This window comes from Providencia sp. LY12 (genome assembly GCF_057621555.1).
On record NZ_CM172594.1, the window covers coordinates 1,092,660 to 1,114,931 of the forward strand.

Genomic DNA, 22,272 nt, shown 5'->3' on the forward strand with positions numbered 1-22,272 from the left:
TAACTTAGAATTGAAAACTTTAAGTAGCCATCTTATGTTTTAGTCCGTAGGGCTGTCAGCCATAGTCAGTTTCTATCGTGGTTTTATGATAAGATGGCGTTATGATATTTTGTGTCCATCGTGACTTTCACCCCCCACTATTTAGGGGATGTGAGTGGCAGTTTTTCAATCATCAAGGTAATGACATGACAACGGCAAATGACGCACAGCAATTGCGTGAACTTCAGGGTAAATTATGGGATATCGCAGATTCGTTACGTGGGAAGATGCATGCAGATGAGTTTCGAGATTACTGTTTAGGCTTTATTTTCTATAAGTATTTGTCTGAGCAATTTGCTAACTATGCAGACCATATTTTGAAACAAGACGGCTTAACCTATAGTTCACTGGACATTCACTCACCGGATTATGCCGACATCCTTGAGGCCGTGAAAAGTGATGCCATTGAAGCGATTGGGTATTACCTTCCCCCTGAATCTCTTTTTCACTCACTGGCTAAACGTGTTCAAGCTGACCCGAAAGGGGTTGGACAAGGTTTTATCTTAGAGGATTTAAGTAAAATACTACGCGGTATTGAGCAAAGCACATTGGGCTCAGAGTCTGTCGATGATTTTAGTAACTTGTTTGAAGATTTAGATTTAACCTCCAGTAAGCTGGGTAATACGGAAGCGGCTAAAAATGAATTGATTGCGAGCATCATTAATAAGCTGGATGAATTGAGTTTTAATTTAACCGATGCTAACACGGATATTCTGGGCGATGCTTATGAATACTTAATTGGTGAGTTTGCCAGTGGTGCAGGGAAAAAAGCGGGTGAGTTCTATACACCCCAACCTGTTTCTACACTGTTAGCTAAGATTGTTACTGCACATAAACTCAAATTAAAGAACGTTTATGACCCAACCTGCGGTTCAGGCTCATTACTGTTGCGAGTTAAACGTGAAGCGCATTCAGTAGGTAAAATTTACGGACAAGAATTAAACCGTACCACCTACAACTTGGCGCGAATGAACATGATATTGCACGGGGTTCATTATGCAGACTTTGAAATTGTCCAAGAAAATACGTTAACTCAACCGCAGCATCTTGAAAAGCGCTTTGATGCAATCGTAGCCAATCCGCCATTTTCAGCACATTGGTCTGCGGATAGCTTAATGCTCAGTGACCCACGTTTTAGTCAATACGGTAAATTAGCGCCGAAAACGAAAGCAGATATGGCCTTTGTCCAGCACATGTATTATCACTTAGCGGAAGATGGCACGATGGCGGTTGTACTCCCTCATGGTGTGTTATTCCGAGGGGCAACAGAAGGTCATATTCGACAATACATGATTGAAAAGCTCAACTGTATTGATGCAGTGATTGGATTGCCTGCAAACTTGTTCTACGGCACCAGTATTCCAACCTGTATCTTAGTGCTGAAAAAATGCCGTAAAGATGATGACCATATTCTCTTTATTGATGCTAGCCAAGAGTTTGATAAGGTCAAAACGCAGAACCTTTTATCCCCTAATCACATTGATAAAATTATTGATTGCTATACTGACAGAACTGAAATTGAGAAATTCAGTCACTTAGCTACATTAGAGGAAGTTAAAGGTAATGACTACAATCTGAATATCCCCCGTTATGTGGATACCTTTGAAGCTGAAGATGAAATTGATATAAACGCCATTGCAAATGACCTTATTAGCCTTGAATCCAATATGGCTAGTGTAGATGAGAAAATTGCTCAGTATTGTCAAGAACTGGGAATATTAGCACCTTTCTCTCAGAATAAACGGAGTCTGAAATGAAGTCTCCCAGATTAAACTTCAAAAACAATGAATTATACCAAGAGCAACGATTGGGGGAAGTAACCCAATGGTTTTCTGGAGGAACTCCCTCAAAATCAAATCCTGATTATTGGGATGGTAATATTGATTGGCATACTGCATCCAGTTTAAAAAATACGCTCCTTCACTTTTCTGAAACAAAAATATCTAAATTAGGGTTGGAAAATGGTTCTAGGATAGCAGAAGCGAATTCAATCCTTTTGCTTGTTAGAGGAAGTATTCTGTTTAAGAAAATCCCTATAGGTATGTTAAGTAGACCGGCTGCTTTTAATCAAGACGTTAAATCAATCAATTGTAATCATCAATTGTTACCACAGTATTTATTGCAATGGTTATTAGCCAAAGAACATCAACTACTAGGAATGGTCGTTGGAACGGGGATCGGTGCTGGAAAACTTGAAACTGATTCATTAAAAAATTTAAAAATTCTTTACCCTTGTATAGAACTTCAAGCTAAGACCGCTGACTTTTTATCATCTGTTGATGAAAAAATAGCTCTACAAAATCGTAAAGTAGAGTTATTACAGCAGTATAAAAAAGGGATGATGCAAAAGCTGTTTAGCCAAAAAATTCGGTTTAAAGGTAATGACGGTGATAACTTTCAAGGTTGGATGACTTTCCGTTTATCTGAAATTGGAAAATCATTCAATGGACTAACAGGAAAAACAGCTAAAGATTTTGGTAAAGGGGCAGACTATATTACATATAAACAAATCTTTGATGATCGAGTTATTGATGTCACTAAATTTGAAAAGGTGAATATCGATGCTAATGAAAGCCAATCTACTGTGAAATTTGGTGATTCATTTTTTACAACTTCTTCCGAAACACCTAACGAGGTAGGGTTTAGCGCTACGCTTTTAGATGAATTATTAGAATCAACCTATCTCAATAGCTTTTGTTTCGGTTTTAGGCCTGATTCTTTTGACAAATTGTTGCCTGAATTTTCTCCATTTTTATTTGGTAATGAAAGCTTTAGAAAAAAAGTAATTTTATTAGCTCAAGGAAGCACTCGTTTCAATATTTCTAAAAATAAATTTATGGAGATTAAGGTTGATCTCCCTTGTATAGAAGAACAGCGTAAAATTGCCAATTGTCTTTCATCGATTGATGATAAAATCACCCTCGAGAACACTCAGCTCAATCAATTAAAACAGTGGAAACAGGGATTACTACAACAAATGTTTGTGTAATTAGTTACTGTGATTTGAATATTTTACCCTATTGATATCAATCGAATAAAAATAATGGAGCCCGTCATATGCAAAAAACACAGAGTGAATTTGAATTAGAGCAGGATTTAATTCAACGTTTAACCACTGATTTGCATTATGACTGGGTGGATGTGCATGATGAAGCGTCAATGAAAGCGAACCTTCGTGTGCAAATTGAGGTGCATAATAAGCTGCAACATGCTCCCTTAACGGATGGCGAATTTGAGCGAATTTACCTGCATTTAACTGCAGGTAATACAGTTTTTGAGCGGGCGAAAGTCTTGCGAGATTATTATTCGTTATCCCGTGATGATGGGTCAACCAAGTGGATACGGTTTATTAATAAAGAAGATTGGTGTTGTAATGAGTTTCAAGTCACCAATCAAGTCCGACAATACAATGCTCAGCAGCAAACGCGAAAAACACGCTTTGATGTGACGTTATTGATTAATGGATTACCACTGGTACAAATTGAACTGAAGCGTCGAGGGTTAGAGCTTAAAGAAGCCTTTCATCAAATTGACCGTTATCACCGCGATGCCTTTTGGGTGGGCAGTGGTCTTTACCTGTTTACCCAAATCTTTATTATCAGTAATGGCGTCAACACCAAGTATTATGCTAACAATAAGTCGTTGAGTTTTGAGCAAACGTTTTTCTGGGCAGACAAAGAAAATAACCTCATCACTCACTTACATGCGTTTACGGCTGAATTCTTGAAACCGTGCCATATCGCCAAAATGATAACACACTACATGGTGTTGAAGGAGACGGGGAAATGCCTGATGGTCATGCGCCCTTATCAGATGTATGCGTGTGAAGCGATAATTGAGCATGTTCAGGCATCGGCTCGCAATGGCTATATCTGGCATACTACAGGCTCGGGTAAAACGCTAACTTCATTCAAAGCCAGTCAAGTGATTATGGGGATGGCGGAAATCGATAAAGTAATTTTTGTTGTTGACCGTCGAGACCTCGACCACCAAACCGCGCGCGAGTTTAATGCGTTTAAAAAAGACAGTGTCGACACCACCAACAACACCCGCACCTTAGTCAATCAATTGGTTGATACAGATACAAAGCTCGTGTTAACCACTATCCAAAAGCTCAACACGACAATCACCCAAGAAAACCACGTGGCTAAGTTGGCATATTTACAAGACAAGCGCGTCATATTTATTTTTGATGAATGTCACCGCAGTCAATTTGGCGAAACCCACCGTAATATTCGCAAATTCTTTCGTAACTCACAGTTATTTGGTTTTACAGGAACGCCAATTTTTGCGGAAAATGTCAACATGACCATGGGGATAGAGCAAACCACGGAAATGCTGTTTGATGAATGCCTGCATAAATACGTGATTGTTGATGCGATACGCGATGAAAATGTACTGCGTTTCTCCGTGGAGTATTTAGGGGAAAATCGCACCGTTAATCCCAACCACTGTGATGCCATTTTGACACAGCCTACGGAAAGCAAAACCGTTTTAGAAAGTGAAACACGCTTGTCTCAAGTGGTTGATTATATTTTAGGTTGCCATGATGCAAAAACGGCTCATCGTGAGTTCACCGCGCTGTTTTGTGTGGGCAGTGTTGAATTACTCATTCGTTATTATCACCTGTTTAAAATAAAACAGGCCGAACGACAGCGTCAAAATCCCCATTACCGCCCATTAAAAATTGCGACTATCTTTACTTATGCCCCCAATGAGCCACTGGATAAAGAAAGCGCCAGTGACATGTTGGATGAAGAAGATGTAGTCTTGCCGGAATCAAAAGGCCCTTCTTCCAGCCGAGACTATTTAGACCAGTTTATTCTCGACTATAATCGCGACTTTAAAACGAACCAAAGTGCCAAAGACAGCGATAGTTTTCGCAACTACTATGTTGACATTGCTGAGCGAGTAAAAAATCGTGAGATTGACATCTTATTGGTCGTCAATATGTTTTTAACCGGATTTGATAGCCCACCACTCAATACGTTATATGTAGATAAAAACTTGCGTTACCATGGTTTGATACAGGCCTTTTCTCGTACTAACCGGATTTTGGGTAACAAAAAAAAGCAAGGCAACATTGTGTGTTTTCGAAACCTAAAACAAAACACCGATGATGCTATTCGTTTATTTTCAAATAAGAATGCGAAGACCATCGTACTGGTTCAACCGTACAATGAATATTTGATTGATTACCGTGAAAAACTGCAAGCATTACTCGATATTGCTGAAAATCCGGCCGCGGTAGACCGACTGCACACGGATGAAGAAAAAGAGGCCTTTGTGAAAGCGTATCGCGATGTTCTTCGCTTGCGGAATATCATGAATACCTTTATTGAACACAGTGATGATAATTTAGTTGTACCAGTTCAAATGTTGGAAGACTTCAAAAGTAAATACCTCGATATTTATGACAGCGTTCGCCGCAGCCAACAAGGTGATACCACACAACCTTCCCCATTAACTGACATTGATTTTGAATTAAGTTTAATTCACCGTGATGATATTAATGTGGGGTATATCTTACGGTTACTCGGTGAAATGCGGGATATGCCTGACGATAAAAAAGCAGAGCGGAAAAAACAAGTCCTCGATATCATCAGTGGGGACACTCGCTTACGCAGTAAACAAGGTCTGATCCAACAATTTATTGAAAATGATTTGTCTCAGTTAAAGCAAAATGACGACATTCGGCAACGCTTCCAAGCCTACTTGGATACCGAGAAGCAAAAAGCCATTGATGATTTGTGTGAGCGTGAGCAGCTTAAGCCGGATGTTATCCGTCGCATGATAGAAACGTACCTCTTTGAAGGGCGTTTTCCACGGACAGAAGAAATGGCGGATGCCTTAATCCATCCACCGAAGATTTTACAACGTAAGAAAATCTTTGCGAATGTGAGTCAAAAACTTAATACCTTTTTCGATACCTTTATTGATGGCTTAGAAGGATTGTAACCGTGAGCACCTCAAAAACACGTTCGCTGTATGATAGAACATTAGCTTTTCTCAAACAAAATCAAGGGAAGCAATATACGGCACGGGACATTGCTGAGCAGTTGGTGAGGCAAGACCCGGATTGGGCCAAAGAGAAAATCAATAAAAGCCAAACACTCACGACGTTAGACGATGCAGTGAAACAGTATGCCGCGGAAATTGGTGCCTTAACCCCCGCATGGCTAACCCCGAAAAAACAACGGCCTGTCAGAATAAAAACCACAATTGAACGTCCTCGAAAATATTATTACAGTGAGATGACCGATGATGAGGAAATCGCTCAAAGCGAAATTACTGATATCACGGCTCATCCCAATGAGTGGACGGAGCATGACCTTTATCCTTTGCTGAATGAATGGTTGGTGCGCTATATGAATGTCTATTCACTGCGCGTTAATGAAAAGAAAAGCCAAAATACACAAGGTAAAAATGGCAATAAATGGCTTCATCCTGACTTAGTGGGGTTGGAAGATAAAGGGCAGCACTGGCAAGCGACATTAAAAGCCTGTGTGAATGAATACAGTGAACCACGAACTCGCTTATGGTCTTTTGAAGTCAAAAAAAGAATTAATATGAGTAATGTCAGAGAGGTGTTCTTTCAAACCCTATCTAACTCGTCATGGGCCAATGTCGGCTATTTAGTCGCCGCCGAAATCACGGGAGATGAGACGCTTAAAGAGCTGAGGATGCTGTGTGCTGCTCATCACATTGGCATTATTTTGCTGGATAAAGAGGATATTGCGAATACCCAAATCCTCATTCAAGCCACCGAAAAAGAAAATGTAGACTGGGAGCTTTGTAATCGTCTTATCTCCATCAATCCTGATTTTGAACATTATATTGAGTTAGTCAGTGAATTTTATAAACTCGGTGAAGTGAAAAAAAGTGATTGGAAATGGCGCCAGTAATGCCCCCCTTTAATTTTTATTAGGGTGAGTGCTGCAGTACTCACTCTTTTCACAATTAAAAGCAACCAACAACTCGAACAGTATGGCTCTCTCGCTTTTTATCTTTACCTCGACCCCTGAATAATCTCCCGACCTATATTCTCGTAAAGTCCCTATTAAAGGTGTGCTGAAGCCTGCGTATGACATTTATTTTTTAAATAAAAAGGGCATTTTTATTTGGCTTAGGATTGCTATGGTTTTAATTGATTGATTTTTATCACGATTTAAAATCGATCGTTGAAACCGATCGGTTTCAATTTATTGATCTGCTAAACCTATTTGAACCGAGCGGGGTTGTTGTGTACATTAACAACAGCCTAACTTTACCGATAATAATGGTTGAATACTCTGATATATTGTTAATATTAGAGTAATATTTCACATCTGTTCGTTGGTTTTTCTAAAAACTCAACGTGGTATCTCATACCTTGAATATAAGGAAATTGCATGTCTGATATTGATGACTTATCTAAAAAGCTTAGCACGACAACGCTTCAATTTGTGTTCTTAACCTTAGTGACGGCGGGTATTTACCCAGTTATCTGGTTGTACAACGCCAGTAAATTGATTGGGTCGGAAACTCAGAGCGTCATTATCCATCCCTATTATTTTGTTGTCCCTTCCTTATTGCTGGGTTGGAGCATGTTCTTAGGGGATGCACAATTGGTGATGTCAATGGGCAGTGATTTTTATAGTCTCTCCATCATTCTTTCAAAAGTGTACTTCATTGCGCTAATTGTTTGGGCGTTCAAAGCGAAAAGTGTATTACAAATGTATTATTTAAAAGTTCATGGTGTGGATATAAAACCTAATGCAGTTTATACCTTGCTATTCTCCACGTACTACATCAATTTTTTAATTAATTCTATTTCTGAAATAAAAGAAAAAAGCGATTTGGTTCAAAGAGCTTATTTACAAAATGAGAAAAAAACCAATCATGAAAATGAGTAATGACTGTGTTTTTAAATAGATTGATAATAAAGTAACATTAGAACGATGCCATACAGTGTACACAACGGGCATATTTTAATATATTGCAATTTCATGAAATGCATATAAAAGCATTAAAGAGAGTATAGGGATGAATATCGTTCACGATAGATAAAAATAGAATAGAAATTCATACTGATTATAGGCGAACACCTTTGATATTTTTATAGTTTGATGGTTTTGATATGTAAAATGCCAGAATTTATTTTTTATTGCTGGGTAAATTTTATTTAATAGGCAAACTACAATGAAGAACATTATTTTAATGATTATAGGGATGTTATTTACAACCGCTTCTTTTGCTGATGATAATTTTGATTTGAAATGTACGCTCGATGATGGTGTAAAAATGACAGTCAGTCATGGCAGTAATACCGTCTATATCGCGTTCTTTGCTCCCGGAGATGATCCTGATGAAGGTGGGGGCGTGATTAAACTTGATATTCCATCGGGTGAAGTTAAACAAGATATCTTATATTACGATGGACAAATACATTTTTTTGGTCTTCGGGGAGATAGTCCTGATAGTGATGATGCGGTTGTGGTTTCATTCTTACGAGATACAAAGATATTCCTTGGAAATGAAGGGGTCAAACATGTTTATACGAATGAGATGACATTTATTAGTCAGAATAAAATGACGGGAAAAAATATAGAGGATAAATGTATACCCGATACGATTAGGCTTGGGAAATCCCTTACTGAAAAAGGTATTCATAATGTTGCATATATTCAGTAATCTTAGAGAAATAAAATACACACATTTTAATTAAGAGGCAATGCAATGAGATTTAAATTTTTATTAATGATACTGACTTCATTTATCATGCTGGGTTGTAGTGAAAATATGCCGCCTAAATGTGATAGTAAAGAAACAAAAGAACTTTTAAATAAAGTTATTGTTAATTATTTTAATAAGCTAGGTGTTATGGATGTTACACCCACAGTGACAGGACATGATTTAATTGAAAAACATGAAAAAGCGAAAGAGTATTCCTGTGAAGCTCGCGTTGTTTTACGAGGGACTAACGGTAGAATGACCTCTGAAGTTATCAACTACTCTGTTTTTTTGGATGAAAATAAAAAAGGTCAATTTTTTGTTCAAATAGAAGATTAAATTTATCATCTTATCAATATCATAAATCTTGTGGATTCACTGAAGATTAATAATTTACAGCACGATCGTGTTAAATATTGAGAAGATTTTAATCAAAAAATCATTGCGATATCTTTTTAGTTAAAGTGATTGAAGTAAAAGAATGTGACTTCATTGTGGGGCAACGATGAGCGTAATTTTCATGATGCATGTTCTCTTTTATGAAAAAATATTTTTGAATTGACATTGATGTGAGTTTTTTTGTGAGTGATTAGATAATCATTAAGGATATATTTTTATGAATGACTTTTGTTTGATGAAACGAAAAGAAGTCAATGCTATTGTTAAAAAAAACAAAGAGTTAATTTTTGGGGATAATAGCGAAGGACGTAGTGAGTATATCAAAAAATCATTACTAAATCAGTTGGAAAATATAGATCGTGAAGTTAATGAAAAACTCTATAGTAATCAAGATATATCAATAGACATCAAAAATAAGCTAAAAGAAATAAAAAGTAATCTAATTATAATAAAAAGAAAAATAGAAATAACAGAAAAAAACACAGTGAATGGGGTTGAAATGGACAATGAGAGCCAAGGCAGTAAATTAATTAAAAATGCGGTAGATATCCTACCTAAAGAAATTAGAGAGTCTGTTTTTAATCGAATTAAAAATATTATTGACTATGAACCGGTTATTGGTGTTATGGGAAAAACGGGGGCTGGTAAGTCAAGTCTTATTAACGCAATATTTAAGGGGGATGTCTGCCCAGTGAGTGATGTTGAAGCTTGCACGAGGGAAACGAAAGAAATTAAGATTGAATTTGGTCACAGATCAATTCGATTAATTGATATCCCGGGCGTGGGCGAGAATGCGAATCGGGATAATGAATATGAAGCATTATATAAACGCTTGCTACCCAAAATGGATTTAATTCTTTGGGTTGTTAAAGGTGATGATCGTGCTTTTTCTGCAGATGAACATTTTTACCAACAGGTTTTAAAGCCTGCCGGTGGCGATAAAAAAACCGTATTTGTGTTAAACCAAATCGATAAAATCGAACCTTTTCGAGAGTGGGATATAGAGCACAATCAGCCTTCACTTAACCAACTGACTAACATACGAAAAAAAGAAGCGTATTTAATCGAGCGGTTTGGCTTTACTGAGCATCCGGTTATCTCCGTGTCTGCAAATGAAAAATACAATATTTCAAAACTGGTCGAAACGATGGTCAGAGCGCTCCCAAAGGAAGCAAAAAGTGGCGTAGTAGCACAGGTCAAAAATGACGTAAAAACAACGGAAATTGTCGAAGAGGCAAAAGGCGGTTTCGAAGAAACCGTGGATGAGGCACTGGATGATATTATTGATCATTATTTGCCTAAACCGGTAGCGAGCGTTGCTAAGGCAGCGAAAAAGCTTGTAGTTTCGGCGGTGAAGAAAGTATGGAATTTTTTCTTTGGGTAGACAATCCCGCTTTATTTTTGGGACTATCCTCGATAACTAAGGGCATCTAGGATAGTTCCATGAGAAAAAGTAGACTCAGTCAGTATGAATAAGAACGGAGACTTGAGTTATTTATTGCAGGCCTCAAGATCTAGAGCCTACAGCACTCCAAGGCAGAGTTTTTCGGTCACAACAGTCTAAAGCGAACGTGACGCGCAGTTTTTCACCATTATCTCATCGTAACTCAAAACCATCTTAACACCAACGTTGGCTGCTTTTATTCACTACAACTCTGCCAGTATGCGCTCGCTTTGAGGCAGGGAAGAATGCTAGTCAAATGTAATAATATCGGTTAAGTTTGGGTGGAATAGGTTATTGAGATAAAGATGGTTATTATGACGCGCCTTGATTTACCCGAAAATGCAGGTTTTGCTTTACGTCATGCTCCACCGGAACAACAACAGGCTTTTCTTGCCGTGATTGAAAACTGACCGAGTAATGTGGGCCAAAGTACCCAATCCTATTCTGCGCAGCTTAAAGCCAAAATTGAGCAAATGGTGGACGTATGGGGCGGTATATGGCTCAATCCTGAAGACGGCAATCAGAAACTAAAGCTGCAATGTGCTCAAGGGCATCTTATTAATGCCCGTCCATTTTATTTACGGCAAGGTGTATGGTGCGCGCAATCCTATATTGACAGTAAGCGGCATTCGATTGGCACGATGCAGGCATGGGCGGCCCAGCGTCAGGGAATCTGCCTGTCAACGGTGTACATTAATTCCAACTCAAAACTCACTTGGCAATGCGAACAGGGCCACACTTGGGAGGCTTTGGCGGATTCGGTCAAGATGGGACGGTGGTGTCCTCAGTGCTTGCGCGTTCAACAGCAAGCGCAATATCTTGCAGAGATAAAGGCCATGGCGAAAGCGCGTGGGGGGAATGTTTATCCGATAAATACATTCATACTAAAAGTAAACTCAAATTCCGTTGTGCTCACGGTCATGAATGGGAAACCTCGCCGCATATTACGCGTAATGCTCAAGGCTCATGGTGTCCTGTTTGCCCGATTGAGGCGATGCGAGGCTCATTGGCAGAGTTGCAGTCTATTGCCGCCGAGCGAGGCGGACAGTGTTTGGCAACAGTTTATACGACAGCGAATGATAAGGTGGGTTGGCTATGTGCACGGGGGCATGTTTGGTATACCACGCCAGCACATGTGAAAGACGGTACTTGGTGCCCTGAGTGTGTTTACTTATCATTGTGTCGAAGTGATAAAACGCGGAAAAAATATTTACCTCAAAAGAAATAGTCACGAGCGTCGCCAGTTGTGAACGGGCGTTGTGACGATTTAATCATCATACGTGTTGTTACTTTCGGATTACTCTTTTTTATGTGGAATTCGTCAATTTATTTCATGTTTAGTGTGTTTTTTGTTGAACGTTAATGTTAGCGTAACCAAAATAAATACTATTTATCTTGGTCGCGCTTGAGGTTTGATTATCGGGCGTAACCCATGGAATAACCTCAAAAGGACATTCGATGAGTCTGATAGAGCCCCTCAAAGCACCTTTTTTATCCCACAATCGCTATCAATTGGTAGTCCAAGGATGCGATGCGCTATTGGATGTTGAATCTTTCATTGGGCGAGAAGCGATTAGCGAAACTTATCGTTATCAGATAACGTTCACCTCTTCAGCCCAAAATCTGCAAGCCTCCCAGTTTCTTCGCCGTACCGCGCACTTTACGTTTTCATCACCCACTATTCCATTGGCCGAGTTACATTCACTGAATGAACCGCAAAAGCGAGTGCATGGTGTGGTGACACACTTTAAGCGGTTGTCCGGTTCAGCGGATGAAGCCCAGTACCAAATTGTCATTGAACCCTTTGTTTCGTTACTGCGCCATCAACTGCGTTCCCACCGTTTCTTCTTAAATAAGTCGGTGCCGGAAGTCATTGGCCTCATTTTACGTGAGCATGACATGAAAGGCTGGGAGTTTGAGTTTCATTTACAGCGCCAATATCCTAAGCGGGAACAAATCAACCAAATCAATGAAAATGACTGGCAATTTATTGAGCGTTTACTCAGTGAAGTGGGCATTTTCTATTCCTTTAGTCTGCAAACAGATACCAAGACGGAAATTATTCACTTTGGCGATAGCCAACGCGCCTATGTGTATGATTTACAGCTGCCACTCAATAGCCCTTCTGGCATGAATGACAATGGCGTTGAAAGCGTATGGGGGTTATCGCTACGTCACCAAGTGGTGGAACGCAGTGTCGTGACTAAAGATTATAATCACCGGCAAGCGATGCAAACGTTGCTATCCATTGAAACGGACATGACTCGTGGAGATGGGGACGATATAAACTATGGCGACGTTTACCACTACAAAGCCCGCCATCTTGAGCGCGGTGAGAAATACCAACCTGAAACGGAAACCGCCCATTTTTGGTCACGGCTAGACCATGAACGCTTTCTCGCTCGTCAAACGTTGCTGAGAGGCAAAAGTAATTCACCTCGCCTGACGCCGTTGATGATTTTTAAAGTCATCGATAGCCAATTACCGTCAACCTTACCCACGGACTTTCAATCCGCAATCCTAATCACGCGATTGCGCTTTTCAGGCAGTCGCAGTAGCGCATTAACTATTCAGTTTGATGCGGCACCGTACACCGAAGCACTGTGTTGGCGACCCGTTCTAAAGCCTCGTCCCGTGATTGCAGGGACGTTAATGGCGCGCATTACCAGTGCCAAATCCCACGATATCTACGCCCATCAAAATGAACACGGGTTTTATTGGGTCAAATTCGATGCCGACCGTGATGAAAAACCCACGGGCTATGAAAGTATGCCTGTGCGACTGGCGAAACCCTATGCAGGCGATACCTACGGGATGCACTTTCCGTTAATCCAAGGGACAGAGATTGCAGTCGCATTCCATGAGGGAGACCCGGATAGGCCGTATATCGCCCATGCCTTGCATGATTCCCATCGCCCCGACCACATCACTGACAAAAATAATACCCGCAACGTCATTCGTACTCCGGCAAATAATAAACTGCGTATGGAAGATAAGCGCGGGCAAGAGCACATCAAACTCAGCACTGAATACGGCGGTAAATCCCAACTCAATTTAGGGCACTTGGTAAATCAAGGACGGGAAAAACGTGGGGATGGCTTTGAATTGCGCACTGACAGTTGGGGTGCCATTCGAGCAGGTAAAGGGCTGTTTATCAGCACCGATTTGCGCACGAAAGCCTCTTCAGAACAACTGGATATGCGCGAAGCCAAGCAGCAATTGGATGATGCGCTGAACTTGGTGAGTTCTTTACGGGAGGTTGCCGAAGTCGCGAAAGCGGAGCTGGCCGATTTAAACGCCCAACAAACGTTACTCACCCAATCGATTCACGAACTGCAACAAGCGGCGCTATTACTCAGTGCACCCGCGGGTATCGCCTTAACCTCACCCAAAACCGTACAAGCGAACAGCGGTGAAAATATCACCCTGACGGCCAATAAACAGGCCGATATCTCGGTAGGTAAAAAAATCACCTTAGCGGCGGGCAAAGCAATTAGCTTATTTGCTCACACTCTAGGAATTAAGGCCTTTGCCGCAAAAGGCAAAGTCGAAATTCAAGCACAAAGTGATGAGATGCACCTCACCTCCCTAAAAGACATGACCGTCACCAGTACCGGCGGTAAAACGGTGGTCGCTGCGAAAGACGAACTATTACTAACCTGCGGTGGTGCCTATATTCGTTTAAAAGGCGGACAAATTGAGTACGGCAGCCCCAATAACCAAACGGTCAAAGCGACTAACTGGGTGGTTGAAGGCCCTGCCTCAATGGATGTCACTCATCCACAGTTCCCACAGTCAATGCCAAAACAAACCTTACGCTTTCAACTGAGCTCGTCGCCGCAAAGCCCAATGAAGGCGCGTGCGTTTGAGCCGTATACTTTATATGGTAATGGAGCGCTATTAGCGAAAGGATTCACCGATGAAAATGGAAATATTCAGATTGAACATGATACGTCCATAGAAAAATATCGAGTAGAGTTATTGGACGGTGAAAAATTCACCATCAATCTTTTAAAAGCAGACTCAGAAAATACTCAAGAAGATGAGGCTTCAAGGGAGGGATTTCGTGCTCTCAAACCAATGCCGGGCATGGAAGGCAAAAAACTTTCAGGTATGACACATAGAGATATTTTCAAAAAATTATTGATGAGTGAATCACTGAAAGATAACCAAGAGGAAAAATAGTCATGAGCGATGCAACGGAACAAACCATCAATCTCGTGTTAGGGGAAAATGATAGTGCAATACTGACACCTCAATGGTTTATCAGTGGTAAATATGCACCTGTTGCTGCAGGTTTTGCCCCTTTAATTAATGGTGAACGTGCTTTTGCCACAATAGCTAAAGCGATTGAACAGGCACAAAAAAGTATTGATATTATTACATGGGGATTTCAATCATCCATGTATTTTACACGGGGGAGCAAAGACGAAGCCAAAAGAGTGGGAGATCTACTTGTTGAAGCGGCAGATCGCGGTGTTAAGGTGCGTATATTAGTCTGGTATACATTAGGGGGGGATAGTCAAGATCCTAACTTTCCGGGATGGAAAGCTACTCCTAAAAACTTTGGTTATGGTAATTTCGCTGTTTATACACCAGCTACGCCTGCTGTTTACAGTGCTTCCGGTAACCAGTTACCATACCAAACACCTGAAGATTATGAATATGACTGTCAGTGGCATTGGGAGATTTCAATCAAGAAAAGAGGAAAAGGGAATATCCTTGTCAGACATCGAGAATTAAATTGGACCAATGATATTCAAGAAGCGACTGAACGACAAACAAGCCATCACGTAAAAGAATATGGCGATATTGGTTATGTTCAAGGGCGGCTACTTGCTTTATACCCAACTCACCATCAAAAAGTGATTCTGGTTGATTATGAAGTGCCAGATGATTCTGTCGGATTTGTCATGGGGCACAATTCCCTCTCCACCTATTGGGATAAGGATTCTCATTCTGAACACCAGTTTTCAGCAGCTATTGGTCGAGATGCTGATACTGCATGGCAAGATAACTCATCATGTGTTTGTGGTGCCGTTTTGGCGCATATCAATCACAATTTTGTCGAAGCATGGGAAAAAAATGTTGGGGAAGATGCTGAACTGAGTCGACGGTCATCTTTTACCGAGGAGGACCATCAATTCACCCAACAGCGAATGGATAAAATTAATAACAGGTTGATTCATTCAGTCACTGTAGATGGAATGATCCCATTAAAAAAAGTGATGGCTCAAATCTGCCGTACCCAACCTCAATATAAGGAGTTCGATGTTTTACGCTTATATAAGCATACATTAGTGAGAGCAAGAAACTATATTTATATTGAAAATCAATATTTTCGCTATCCTCCTTTCGTTAAGTTATTGCAAGACGCTATCAATGAGCGAGTTAAAGAAGGTTATGATATAGAACAAAATCCGCTCCACCTCTTTGTTGTCACTAATAGTTCTAATGATGCAGCGATCCATTCCGGAAGTTATCAAACGTATAAAATGATTGAAGCGTTACAACGCCCAGATATGGTGCCAAATTATCATCGCAAAGAGCATAAATTGGGTGATGAGGAACCAATAGCCGCAGGCTCAATTCCTGGAATAAAATCGCATATTTGCACATTGGTTTCACCTGATTCAACAACACCGCATTGGAAATCTGTTTATGTTCATAGCAAAGTGCTAATGATTGATGACACCTTTATGACATTGGGATCTAGTAATGTGAATTTGCGCAGCATGTTATTTGACAGCGAATTTAATATCGCCATTCAAGATACTGATGTGACAAATATTATACCGCCTATCCGACAGCATTTATGGAAAATGCATACAAAACAGTCTAGTGATGATATGAGCAAAGAGTTTAATCATTGGTTTGATATTATTAGTGAAAATAAGAAATTAAGTAACAGTAGTATTCCTGCAACTCCAGTTGCATCTTTAATTGAGTTTTTTGATGGAAATAAAAAATGGAAAAATATGGATTAACAATAAAAGCGGAGAAGATAAATCTGTACTTTGCCATGTTATTTCTATTGTTATTAATTGGATGCGAAAAAAAGGATGTGAGTGAGATGAATGACACTTTAAAAAATTTTCAATTTACGTGTACTCACGAAATGGAGAATTTACCACCTCTTGATTCTGAAGCCGATATTTGGTTTAAGGAAGCTCGTCAGCTACAAATACAAAAAGGATCCAAGGATTTTAAACGTATCACAATGCTATATCGTCAAGCGGCTGAAAAAAAACATTATAAAGCGATCGGTAACTTACAGAATATGATAGCAACAGGCCAAGCTGAACCTATGATGGGTAAAAAGCGTTCTGAAGAGGTGATTGATTTAGTTGAGCAACTGATACAAATGGATATTCCATTTGGCTATTACATTATGGGTACTTATCTCCAAAGAGGTTACGGAGTAAAACAAGACTCAGATGCAGCGATGCGTTATTTTTTAAAGGCCGCGGTAATGGGAAACCCAGATGGTCAACTTGCAATTGGTGAATTATTCCTTGATGGAAAAACTTCTTTATATCAACCCTCTTTAGGGAAAAGTATGCTTGATTGTGCTGCCCAGCAAGGAAATACTGATGCTGCATATTCTTTAGCTATGCACTATAAAGTTCTAGAAAAGCAATATGTACTAGCTGTTCGTTATTTTCAATTAGCTATTCGTTATGGTCACGAGCAATCAGCATACAAATTAGCAAAAGTATTTAATACATCAGATAATCAAGATAGGCTCAATTATATGGGGCAACAGGTTGACCTAGAAAGAGTTCGTCGCTATGAAATGATAGAAAATGAGTTGAGACGTAATCCTAGAGCCAAATTCCCCGATATCGATAAAATCGTTCCTCTTCCACCTGCCGAGCTCCCTGAATGGGATGGTACGTTTGAATATAAAAAACAACCAGATAATCAATAAAAGGATTTTATCATGCGCGCACTTGTTCGATTAGGTGACAAAACTACTCATGGCGGCGAAGTGATCTCCGCGTCTGGTTCGGTGATGTACGGCAAACCGATAGCTTTAGTGGGAGATAAAGTCAGTTGCCCTAAAAAAGGACACGGTGTTAATGCTATTTTACCCGGTTCAACGCGTATTTTAATATCCGGTCGTCAGGCAGCACTCAATGGTTTTCAAACCGAATGTGGCTGTACGCTTATTGCTAGTCTGTCATCGTCGGGTGAGCAATCATGATAAGCTGGAAAATTCCCTCTTTAGAACACCCACCTAAGCCTAAATTACCTCGCTTGATGCTTTGGTTCTTTTTAGTCGCGATTATTGGTTTTATCGGATTTGGCATAGGTGTTTATTTCTCTTCAATTGGGGTATTGTCTAGTGACGTTAGTAACAACCAAATAATCGCTTTATTTGTTGTTCTTCCCGTGATTGTTATTTTGTTTATTCGTTTATTGGCCTATTCGATAGTGTCATATGATCATCGGCAGTTTACTGATATGCTTGATGATGCACGTCAAGAATGGGGATATTGGGCTAGGAAGCATCTAGGAATTTTAGCGTATACACGATTGACACAATTTGATGAAGAAAAACAAACAAACGTTGTTTTGTCTTCACTGCCGCCTAATAAAGGTAATATATTGCAATTAAGCGCCTTCAAATCACTTCCTTCATGGGAAAAACAAGAAATGGTGGTGTGGAAGTTACTTGCCCCCATTGCCGAATATTACCATCAACATGCTCTTACTCAGCCGATTACCCTATATTGGCAAGCTGAAGATAATGAGGCTAGTTGGCAGGCTCTCATTCAGCAGGAAGCCACGCGCTTATCATTAGAGCTTGAATCTATTGAAACATTGCCATATGACTCATTAAGTGAATGGTTGTTAGCGCTGTATGAAAATCCCTTTGAACCTAAGTTATACGCTATTTTAGCTTTTCAGTTAGACTCAACGACGAGTGAAGAAGCAGGGAGTCTATTACTTGCACCCCAAGGGTTCTACGAGCGTTTACGCGCGCCTATTAAAGCGAAGCTCCTGCGCCCTATATCCACGGATATAGAGTCATTCCCTGACGCATTAAAAACACAGTGTGAATTCCAGTATTCAGGCGAACAATTAGATGGAATTTGGCACAGTGGCGTAGAGGATAATGATAATAAAGGAAAGTGTATCGAAAACTATGCCCGACAGAATGTGTCTCATTTATCAGAACGCCTTTATGACATTGATGCCCTTTTAGGCAAAGGCGGTATCGCGCGTCATGTGGTGGCTTTGTCACTGGTGTATGAATATTCACATTACAGCCTTATTACCCATCAAAATGGGACGCAACTTTTGTTGCAACAAATTCAGGTTTAAAGTTTAGTTATGAGAAGACTATTAAATTAGTGATAAAAAGAAATGCGAATTGTCGTTATTAATAAAATAACAACTGCAAAATAAAATCTATTAGATTAAATACGATTAACAGATAAATAAAAACAACATTTCATTGGTTTTATTTAATGTACTGGATTTTTATCAGTGAGGGGAATAGGTGCTATGAAAATATTATTGGTTTTAATCTTTATTGTTATAGGTATATTTAATGGTTTTATAGCACTGATTGCCCCGGGAATTTCTGCTAGCGGCTCGGGATGTGGGAAAGGTTGTATGGAAAATATATCATCACTAGAAACCACAAGCTTGATATTTCTCATGCTTGCACTCATTACGGCTTTCTTTCCTTCGGAGAAAAACATAAATAAAATTGTTTCAAAAATAAAAATATATCTAGCTAGAATAAAAAGCGGACGATAAATTGACAAAACTATTGTAATGTTTTTTTATTAAAAATAGGTGCATCAATGACCTTCTTAATTTAGAGCTGAGTAAAAAGGTATCCTCCTAAAAAATAAAACACATGAATTCAGAATATCTATGCGGAAACCCACATAGATATTCAATTCGGTACATTTAAGTTCGCTCTAACTCATCAATAAAATCTGCATACCACTGCATCATTTCATTTCGCCCTTCCAAATATTGCGCATGGTTATAGGTTCCACGAATAGAGTTTTTATCCCTGTGCGCCAGTTGTGTTTCTATCCATGCACTATTGAATCCTTTCTCATGTAAGATAGTACTCATTGTGTGGCGAAAGCCATGCCCTGTCGCTTTACCATCATACCCAATTCGCTTTAACACCATGTTGATACTGGCTTCACTCATGGGCTGATTGATATTGCAACGTCCCGGAAAAACCAGTTGATATTGACCCGTAAAAGTATGTAGCTCTTTTAAGATATCAATCACTTGTTTGGAAAGCGGAACGGAGTGTGGTCGACGCATTTTCATTCGTTCTTCGGGAATTAACCAAAGTGCATTATCAAAATCAAATTCACGCCAGTGAGCGGCCCTAAGCTCAATGGTTCTGACTCCAGTCAACAGTAATAACTTTGTCGCGAGTCGGGTAATAGGACTTCCTGTATATTCAGAAAGCTTCTGTAACAGCTCAGGAAGCTCTTGAGCTGTAAGGTGAGGGAAGTGTTGTGTTTTTGGTGCTTTAAGCGTTCCTGTGAGCTCTGCGGCGGGATTCATCGTTGCTCGCCCTGTTGCAATCGCATAACGAAAGATTTGATTACAAAATTGCCTAACCTTACGCATTTTCTCTAAAGCACCGCGTTTTTCAATCATCCGTAAGATTTCTAACATTTCTAATGGAAGGATCTCGGCGATGGGGCGTTTAGCTAAATAAGGAAAGATATCTTTATCTAAAGCATCAAGGACACTTTCCGCATAGCTTTCCGACCATTCGGATGACTTATGTGTGTGCCATTCAACGGCAATCGCTTTAAATGTATTCTCAACGGTGAGTTGTTTAGTGAGTTTTTCTAGTTTCTTTTGTTCGGCAGGATCGTTACCTTCGGCTAATAGCTTTCTTGCATCATCACGTTTAGCTCGGGCATCAGCAAGAGAAATATCAGGGTAAACACCAATCGATAATTTTTTCTCTTTACCTGCGAAGCGATACTTCATACGCCAGTAACGGGAGCCATTAGGTTTGATGAGAAGGTAAAGCCCACGCTCATCAGAGAGCTTATAATCTTTGTCTTTAGGTTTGGCAGTCTGTATCTGCCGGGCGCTGAGTGCCATAATGGGGGCCCCTAAATTACATTGAACACGAAGAGCCCCCAAAAAAGCCCCCAACAGACACTTGATTTAGGTTGAGTCGTGTTGAGTTAGGTGGAGCTCGATGAGTGATAATACAAGGTAATTCAATGAATATAAAGGAGTTTACTTGACTTGAGGAGACCACTGTAGAAGTGAAAGTGGTGCCCGGACTCGGAATCGAACCAAGGACACGGGGATTTTCAATCCCCTGCTCTACCGACTGAGCTATCCGGGCAACGGAGCGTATTAAACCTGATTTAAGAGAGTGAGTCAAGGCGGTTTCTAAAAACTTTTGATTGAATGCGTTTTTTTTCAGCGTTTCAATTAATTTTTAAGCAAATCAATGCAAAAACTCACAAAAAGTGAAAAAAATGCCAGCAACCGTGATGGTTTACTGGCATTTTTATCGCTATTTTAAGGATTTATTAGCGTAGATATTTTTTCTGCGCTTTATTCACTTTAATAAGATAATTACGAGACTCCGCCGCAGGGTGTTTGGTGGAAAGCGTTTCGTAAACTTCCCCCGGCTCGAGGTTGTTAATACGCTGAGCCGCTTGTTTTTTATCATTGTGGAATACGCGTAGCACGCTGCCTGCGCCACCGTTATAAGCCGTAATGACCGCATAGCGACGTGAAGTTGGGTTGCTGATATCCCCCAAATAACTATTTTGTAAGATAGCTAAATATGCCGTGCCCGTATCAATGTTTTGCTCAGGGTCAAATAGATAACTGCGGCTTGGTACTCCAGATTTACCTTGAGAGCGGAACACATCTTTACCGGCCGTGTTTGGCATAATTTGCATCAAGCCTAGCGCATCAGAACGGCTAACCGCGTATGGGTTGAAGCTCGATTCAATTTGCATGATCGCCAGAATCAATGATTCATCCACGCCGTATTTTGCGGAGGATTTCTTAATATAAGGCAGATATTTATGGGCGCGTTTATCTAAGTGGTTTGGTACCAATTGCATGGTCACCGACCAAACAATATTCATACCAGACTGTCTGCGCTGCATTTTATTACTAATCAGATAATCTGCAAATTTAGTGGCTCGCCACTCCCAGCGGATCGGTTCCCCTGTATTATCCATCACCTGACCAAACAGGAATGGTTCTTTACTGTAGGGAATGTCGTTAATATCAGAATAGAGGTCGATGGAATTTGGGTCATCGCCCATCAATAAAGTGGTGACAATGGCTTTTTTCAGGTGTTCTGACGGTTCAACGGCAGAGATGGTCTCAACCGTGATAGTCCCTGCATCAAAGTTAATGTGGCTACGAGTACGATACTCATCGGTATATTTCACATAATCTTTTGGCCCTGCAATGAGGACTTCTTTTATTCCCCAAATATTTTCGATGTTATGAGCAAATTGCCCCATCAAAATATCAAAGCCATTAGTATCTTTGACGTAGTCGGGATTAAAGTCGGATTTCTGATTACTGGAGCAAGAAACAATCAGGGGAATCAACAATGTGAGTGCAAATAATTTTTTCATACGATCCACAATATTAATGCAAGCTAGCTACTTATTTGGTCGTTTACTCTAAAA

At 40.1% G+C, this 22,272-nt stretch carries 17 protein-coding genes, 1 tRNA gene and 1 pseudogene; 15 read left to right on the forward strand and 4 right to left on the reverse strand.

Annotated elements, in window-relative coordinates; genetic code table 11:
• Positions 1–185 precede the first annotated feature (185 nt).
• The 8 genes from ACY3ZI_RS04910 (at position 186) to ACY3ZI_RS04945 (ending at position 10,534) form a co-directional block, all read left to right on the forward strand.
• Positions 186–1,796, forward strand: a complete 1,611-nt coding sequence (locus tag ACY3ZI_RS04910; protein WP_487376265.1) for a type I restriction-modification system subunit M — start codon at positions 186–188, stop codon at positions 1,794–1,796.
• Positions 1,793–3,028: a restriction endonuclease subunit S gene (locus ACY3ZI_RS04915; RefSeq protein WP_006662585.1), complete on the forward strand. Its 1,236-nt coding sequence runs from the start codon at positions 1,793–1,795 to the stop codon at positions 3,026–3,028. Before ACY3ZI_RS04910 ends, ACY3ZI_RS04915 begins: the two co-directional genes overlap by 4 nt.
• 68 nt (positions 3,029–3,096) lie before the next feature.
• On the forward strand, positions 3,097–5,997 hold the full coding sequence (locus ACY3ZI_RS04920) for a type I restriction endonuclease subunit R (protein ID WP_487376267.1): 2,901 nt from the start codon (positions 3,097–3,099) through the stop codon (positions 5,995–5,997).
• A 2-nt stretch (positions 5,998–5,999) separates the two neighbouring features.
• Positions 6,000–6,944, forward strand: coding sequence for a COG2958 family protein (locus tag ACY3ZI_RS04925; protein WP_487376269.1), 945 nt, complete (start codon positions 6,000–6,002; stop codon positions 6,942–6,944).
• 486 nt (positions 6,945–7,430) lie between these two features.
• On the forward strand, positions 7,431–7,934 hold the full coding sequence (locus ACY3ZI_RS04930; RefSeq protein WP_487376271.1) for a hypothetical protein: 504 nt from the start codon (positions 7,431–7,433) through the stop codon (positions 7,932–7,934).
• Between the two features lie 286 nt (positions 7,935–8,220).
• Positions 8,221–8,712 (forward strand): hypothetical protein, encoded by a 492-nt coding sequence (locus tag ACY3ZI_RS04935; protein ID WP_006662589.1) that lies wholly within the window; start codon positions 8,221–8,223, stop codon positions 8,710–8,712.
• 45 nt (positions 8,713–8,757) lie between these two features.
• On the forward strand, positions 8,758–9,090 hold the full coding sequence (locus tag ACY3ZI_RS04940) for a hypothetical protein (RefSeq protein ID WP_006662590.1): 333 nt from the start codon (positions 8,758–8,760) through the stop codon (positions 9,088–9,090).
• A gap of 277 nt (positions 9,091–9,367) precedes the next feature.
• On the forward strand, positions 9,368–10,534 hold the full coding sequence (locus tag ACY3ZI_RS04945; protein WP_487376274.1) for a GTPase family protein: 1,167 nt from the start codon (positions 9,368–9,370) through the stop codon (positions 10,532–10,534).
• Positions 10,535–10,675: 141 nt separating this feature from the next.
• Here the strand turns inward: ACY3ZI_RS04945 and ACY3ZI_RS04950 are convergent.
• Positions 10,676–10,834: pseudogene (locus ACY3ZI_RS04950) on the reverse strand (IS3 family transposase); the annotation flags it as partial.
• A 401-nt stretch (positions 10,835–11,235) separates the two neighbouring features.
• Here ACY3ZI_RS04950 and ACY3ZI_RS04955 point away from each other — a divergent pair.
• From ACY3ZI_RS04955 to ACY3ZI_RS04985, 7 genes are all read left to right on the forward strand, one after another.
• The gene (locus ACY3ZI_RS04955) at positions 11,236–11,733 is read left to right on the forward strand and encodes a zinc-ribbon domain-containing protein (protein WP_487377449.1); all 498 of its coding nucleotides are present in this window, start codon (positions 11,236–11,238) and stop codon (positions 11,731–11,733) included.
• Between the two features lie 319 nt (positions 11,734–12,052).
• Positions 12,053–14,779 carry a DUF2345 domain-containing protein gene (locus tag ACY3ZI_RS04960; RefSeq protein WP_006662593.1) on the forward strand — a complete coding sequence of 909 codons (2,727 nt, stop codon included), beginning with the start codon at positions 12,053–12,055 and terminating at the stop codon, positions 14,777–14,779.
• Between the two features lie 2 nt (positions 14,780–14,781).
• Positions 14,782–16,581 (forward strand): phospholipase D-like domain-containing protein, encoded by a 1,800-nt coding sequence (locus ACY3ZI_RS04965; RefSeq protein ID WP_487376276.1) that lies wholly within the window; start codon positions 14,782–14,784, stop codon positions 16,579–16,581.
• Entirely contained in the window at positions 16,563–17,525 is a 963-nt protein-coding gene (locus tag ACY3ZI_RS04970) for an SEL1-like repeat protein (RefSeq protein WP_006662594.1), read from the forward strand. The genes ACY3ZI_RS04965 and ACY3ZI_RS04970 overlap by 19 nt, the downstream gene beginning before the upstream one ends.
• 12 nt (positions 17,526–17,537) lie before the next feature.
• On the forward strand, positions 17,538–17,801 hold the full coding sequence (locus tag ACY3ZI_RS04975) for a PAAR domain-containing protein (RefSeq protein ID WP_006662595.1): 264 nt from the start codon (positions 17,538–17,540) through the stop codon (positions 17,799–17,801).
• Positions 17,798–18,925, forward strand: coding sequence for a hypothetical protein (locus tag ACY3ZI_RS04980; RefSeq protein ID WP_006662596.1), 1,128 nt, complete (start codon positions 17,798–17,800; stop codon positions 18,923–18,925). Before ACY3ZI_RS04975 ends, ACY3ZI_RS04980 begins: the two co-directional genes overlap by 4 nt.
• A 183-nt stretch (positions 18,926–19,108) precedes the next feature.
• The gene (locus ACY3ZI_RS04985; protein ID WP_006662597.1) at positions 19,109–19,366 is read left to right on the forward strand and encodes a hypothetical protein; all 258 of its coding nucleotides are present in this window, start codon (positions 19,109–19,111) and stop codon (positions 19,364–19,366) included.
• A 156-nt stretch (positions 19,367–19,522) separates the two neighbouring features.
• Here the strand turns inward: ACY3ZI_RS04985 and ACY3ZI_RS04990 are convergent, their stop codons facing one another.
• From ACY3ZI_RS04990 to mltC, 3 genes are all read right to left on the reverse strand, one after another.
• Complete coding sequence (locus ACY3ZI_RS04990; protein ID WP_006662598.1) at positions 19,523–20,701, reverse strand: tyrosine-type recombinase/integrase; 1,179 nt, start codon at positions 20,699–20,701, stop codon at positions 19,523–19,525.
• A gap of 177 nt (positions 20,702–20,878) precedes the next feature.
• Positions 20,879–20,954, reverse strand: a tRNA-Phe gene (locus tag ACY3ZI_RS04995).
• Between the two features lie 190 nt (positions 20,955–21,144).
• A complete protein-coding gene (mltC, locus tag ACY3ZI_RS05000; protein ID WP_036954136.1) occupies positions 21,145–22,218 on the reverse strand; it encodes a membrane-bound lytic murein transglycosylase MltC in 1,074 nt (357 codons plus the stop codon).
• Positions 22,219–22,272 lie beyond the last annotated feature (54 nt).

What these genes read in the sequence shown, in the direction of transcription:
- ACY3ZI_RS04975 (WP_006662595.1), top strand. Translation starts at nt 17,538, where the DNA reads ATGCGCGCACTTGTTCGATTAGGTGACAAAACTACTCATGGCGGCGAA.
- ACY3ZI_RS04930 (WP_487376271.1), top strand. Translation starts at nt 7,431, where the DNA reads ATGTCTGATATTGATGACTTATCTAAAAAGCTTAGCACGACAACGCTT.
- ACY3ZI_RS04955 (WP_487377449.1), top strand. Translation starts at nt 11,236, where the DNA reads ATGCAGGCATGGGCGGCCCAGCGTCAGGGAATCTGCCTGTCAACGGTG.
- mltC (WP_036954136.1), bottom strand. Translation starts at nt 22,218, where the DNA reads ATGAAAAAATTATTTGCACTCACATTGTTGATTCCCCTGATTGTTTCT.
- ACY3ZI_RS04980 (WP_006662596.1), top strand. Translation starts at nt 17,798, where the DNA reads ATGATAAGCTGGAAAATTCCCTCTTTAGAACACCCACCTAAGCCTAAA.
- ACY3ZI_RS04945 (WP_487376274.1), top strand. Translation starts at nt 9,368, where the DNA reads ATGAATGACTTTTGTTTGATGAAACGAAAAGAAGTCAATGCTATTGTT.
- ACY3ZI_RS04915 (WP_006662585.1), top strand. Translation starts at nt 1,793, where the DNA reads ATGAAGTCTCCCAGATTAAACTTCAAAAACAATGAATTATACCAAGAG.
- ACY3ZI_RS04940 (WP_006662590.1), top strand. Translation starts at nt 8,758, where the DNA reads ATGAGATTTAAATTTTTATTAATGATACTGACTTCATTTATCATGCTG.
- ACY3ZI_RS04970 (WP_006662594.1), top strand. Translation starts at nt 16,563, where the DNA reads ATGGAAAAATATGGATTAACAATAAAAGCGGAGAAGATAAATCTGTAC.
- ACY3ZI_RS04965 (WP_487376276.1), top strand. Translation starts at nt 14,782, where the DNA reads ATGAGCGATGCAACGGAACAAACCATCAATCTCGTGTTAGGGGAAAAT.
- ACY3ZI_RS04935 (WP_006662589.1), top strand. Translation starts at nt 8,221, where the DNA reads ATGAAGAACATTATTTTAATGATTATAGGGATGTTATTTACAACCGCT.
- ACY3ZI_RS04910 (WP_487376265.1), top strand. Translation starts at nt 186, where the DNA reads ATGACAACGGCAAATGACGCACAGCAATTGCGTGAACTTCAGGGTAAA.
- ACY3ZI_RS04920 (WP_487376267.1), top strand. Translation starts at nt 3,097, where the DNA reads ATGCAAAAAACACAGAGTGAATTTGAATTAGAGCAGGATTTAATTCAA.
- ACY3ZI_RS04960 (WP_006662593.1), top strand. Translation starts at nt 12,053, where the DNA reads ATGAGTCTGATAGAGCCCCTCAAAGCACCTTTTTTATCCCACAATCGC.
- ACY3ZI_RS04990 (WP_006662598.1), bottom strand. Translation starts at nt 20,701, where the DNA reads ATGGCACTCAGCGCCCGGCAGATACAGACTGCCAAACCTAAAGACAAA.
- ACY3ZI_RS04985 (WP_006662597.1), top strand. Translation starts at nt 19,109, where the DNA reads ATGAAAATATTATTGGTTTTAATCTTTATTGTTATAGGTATATTTAAT.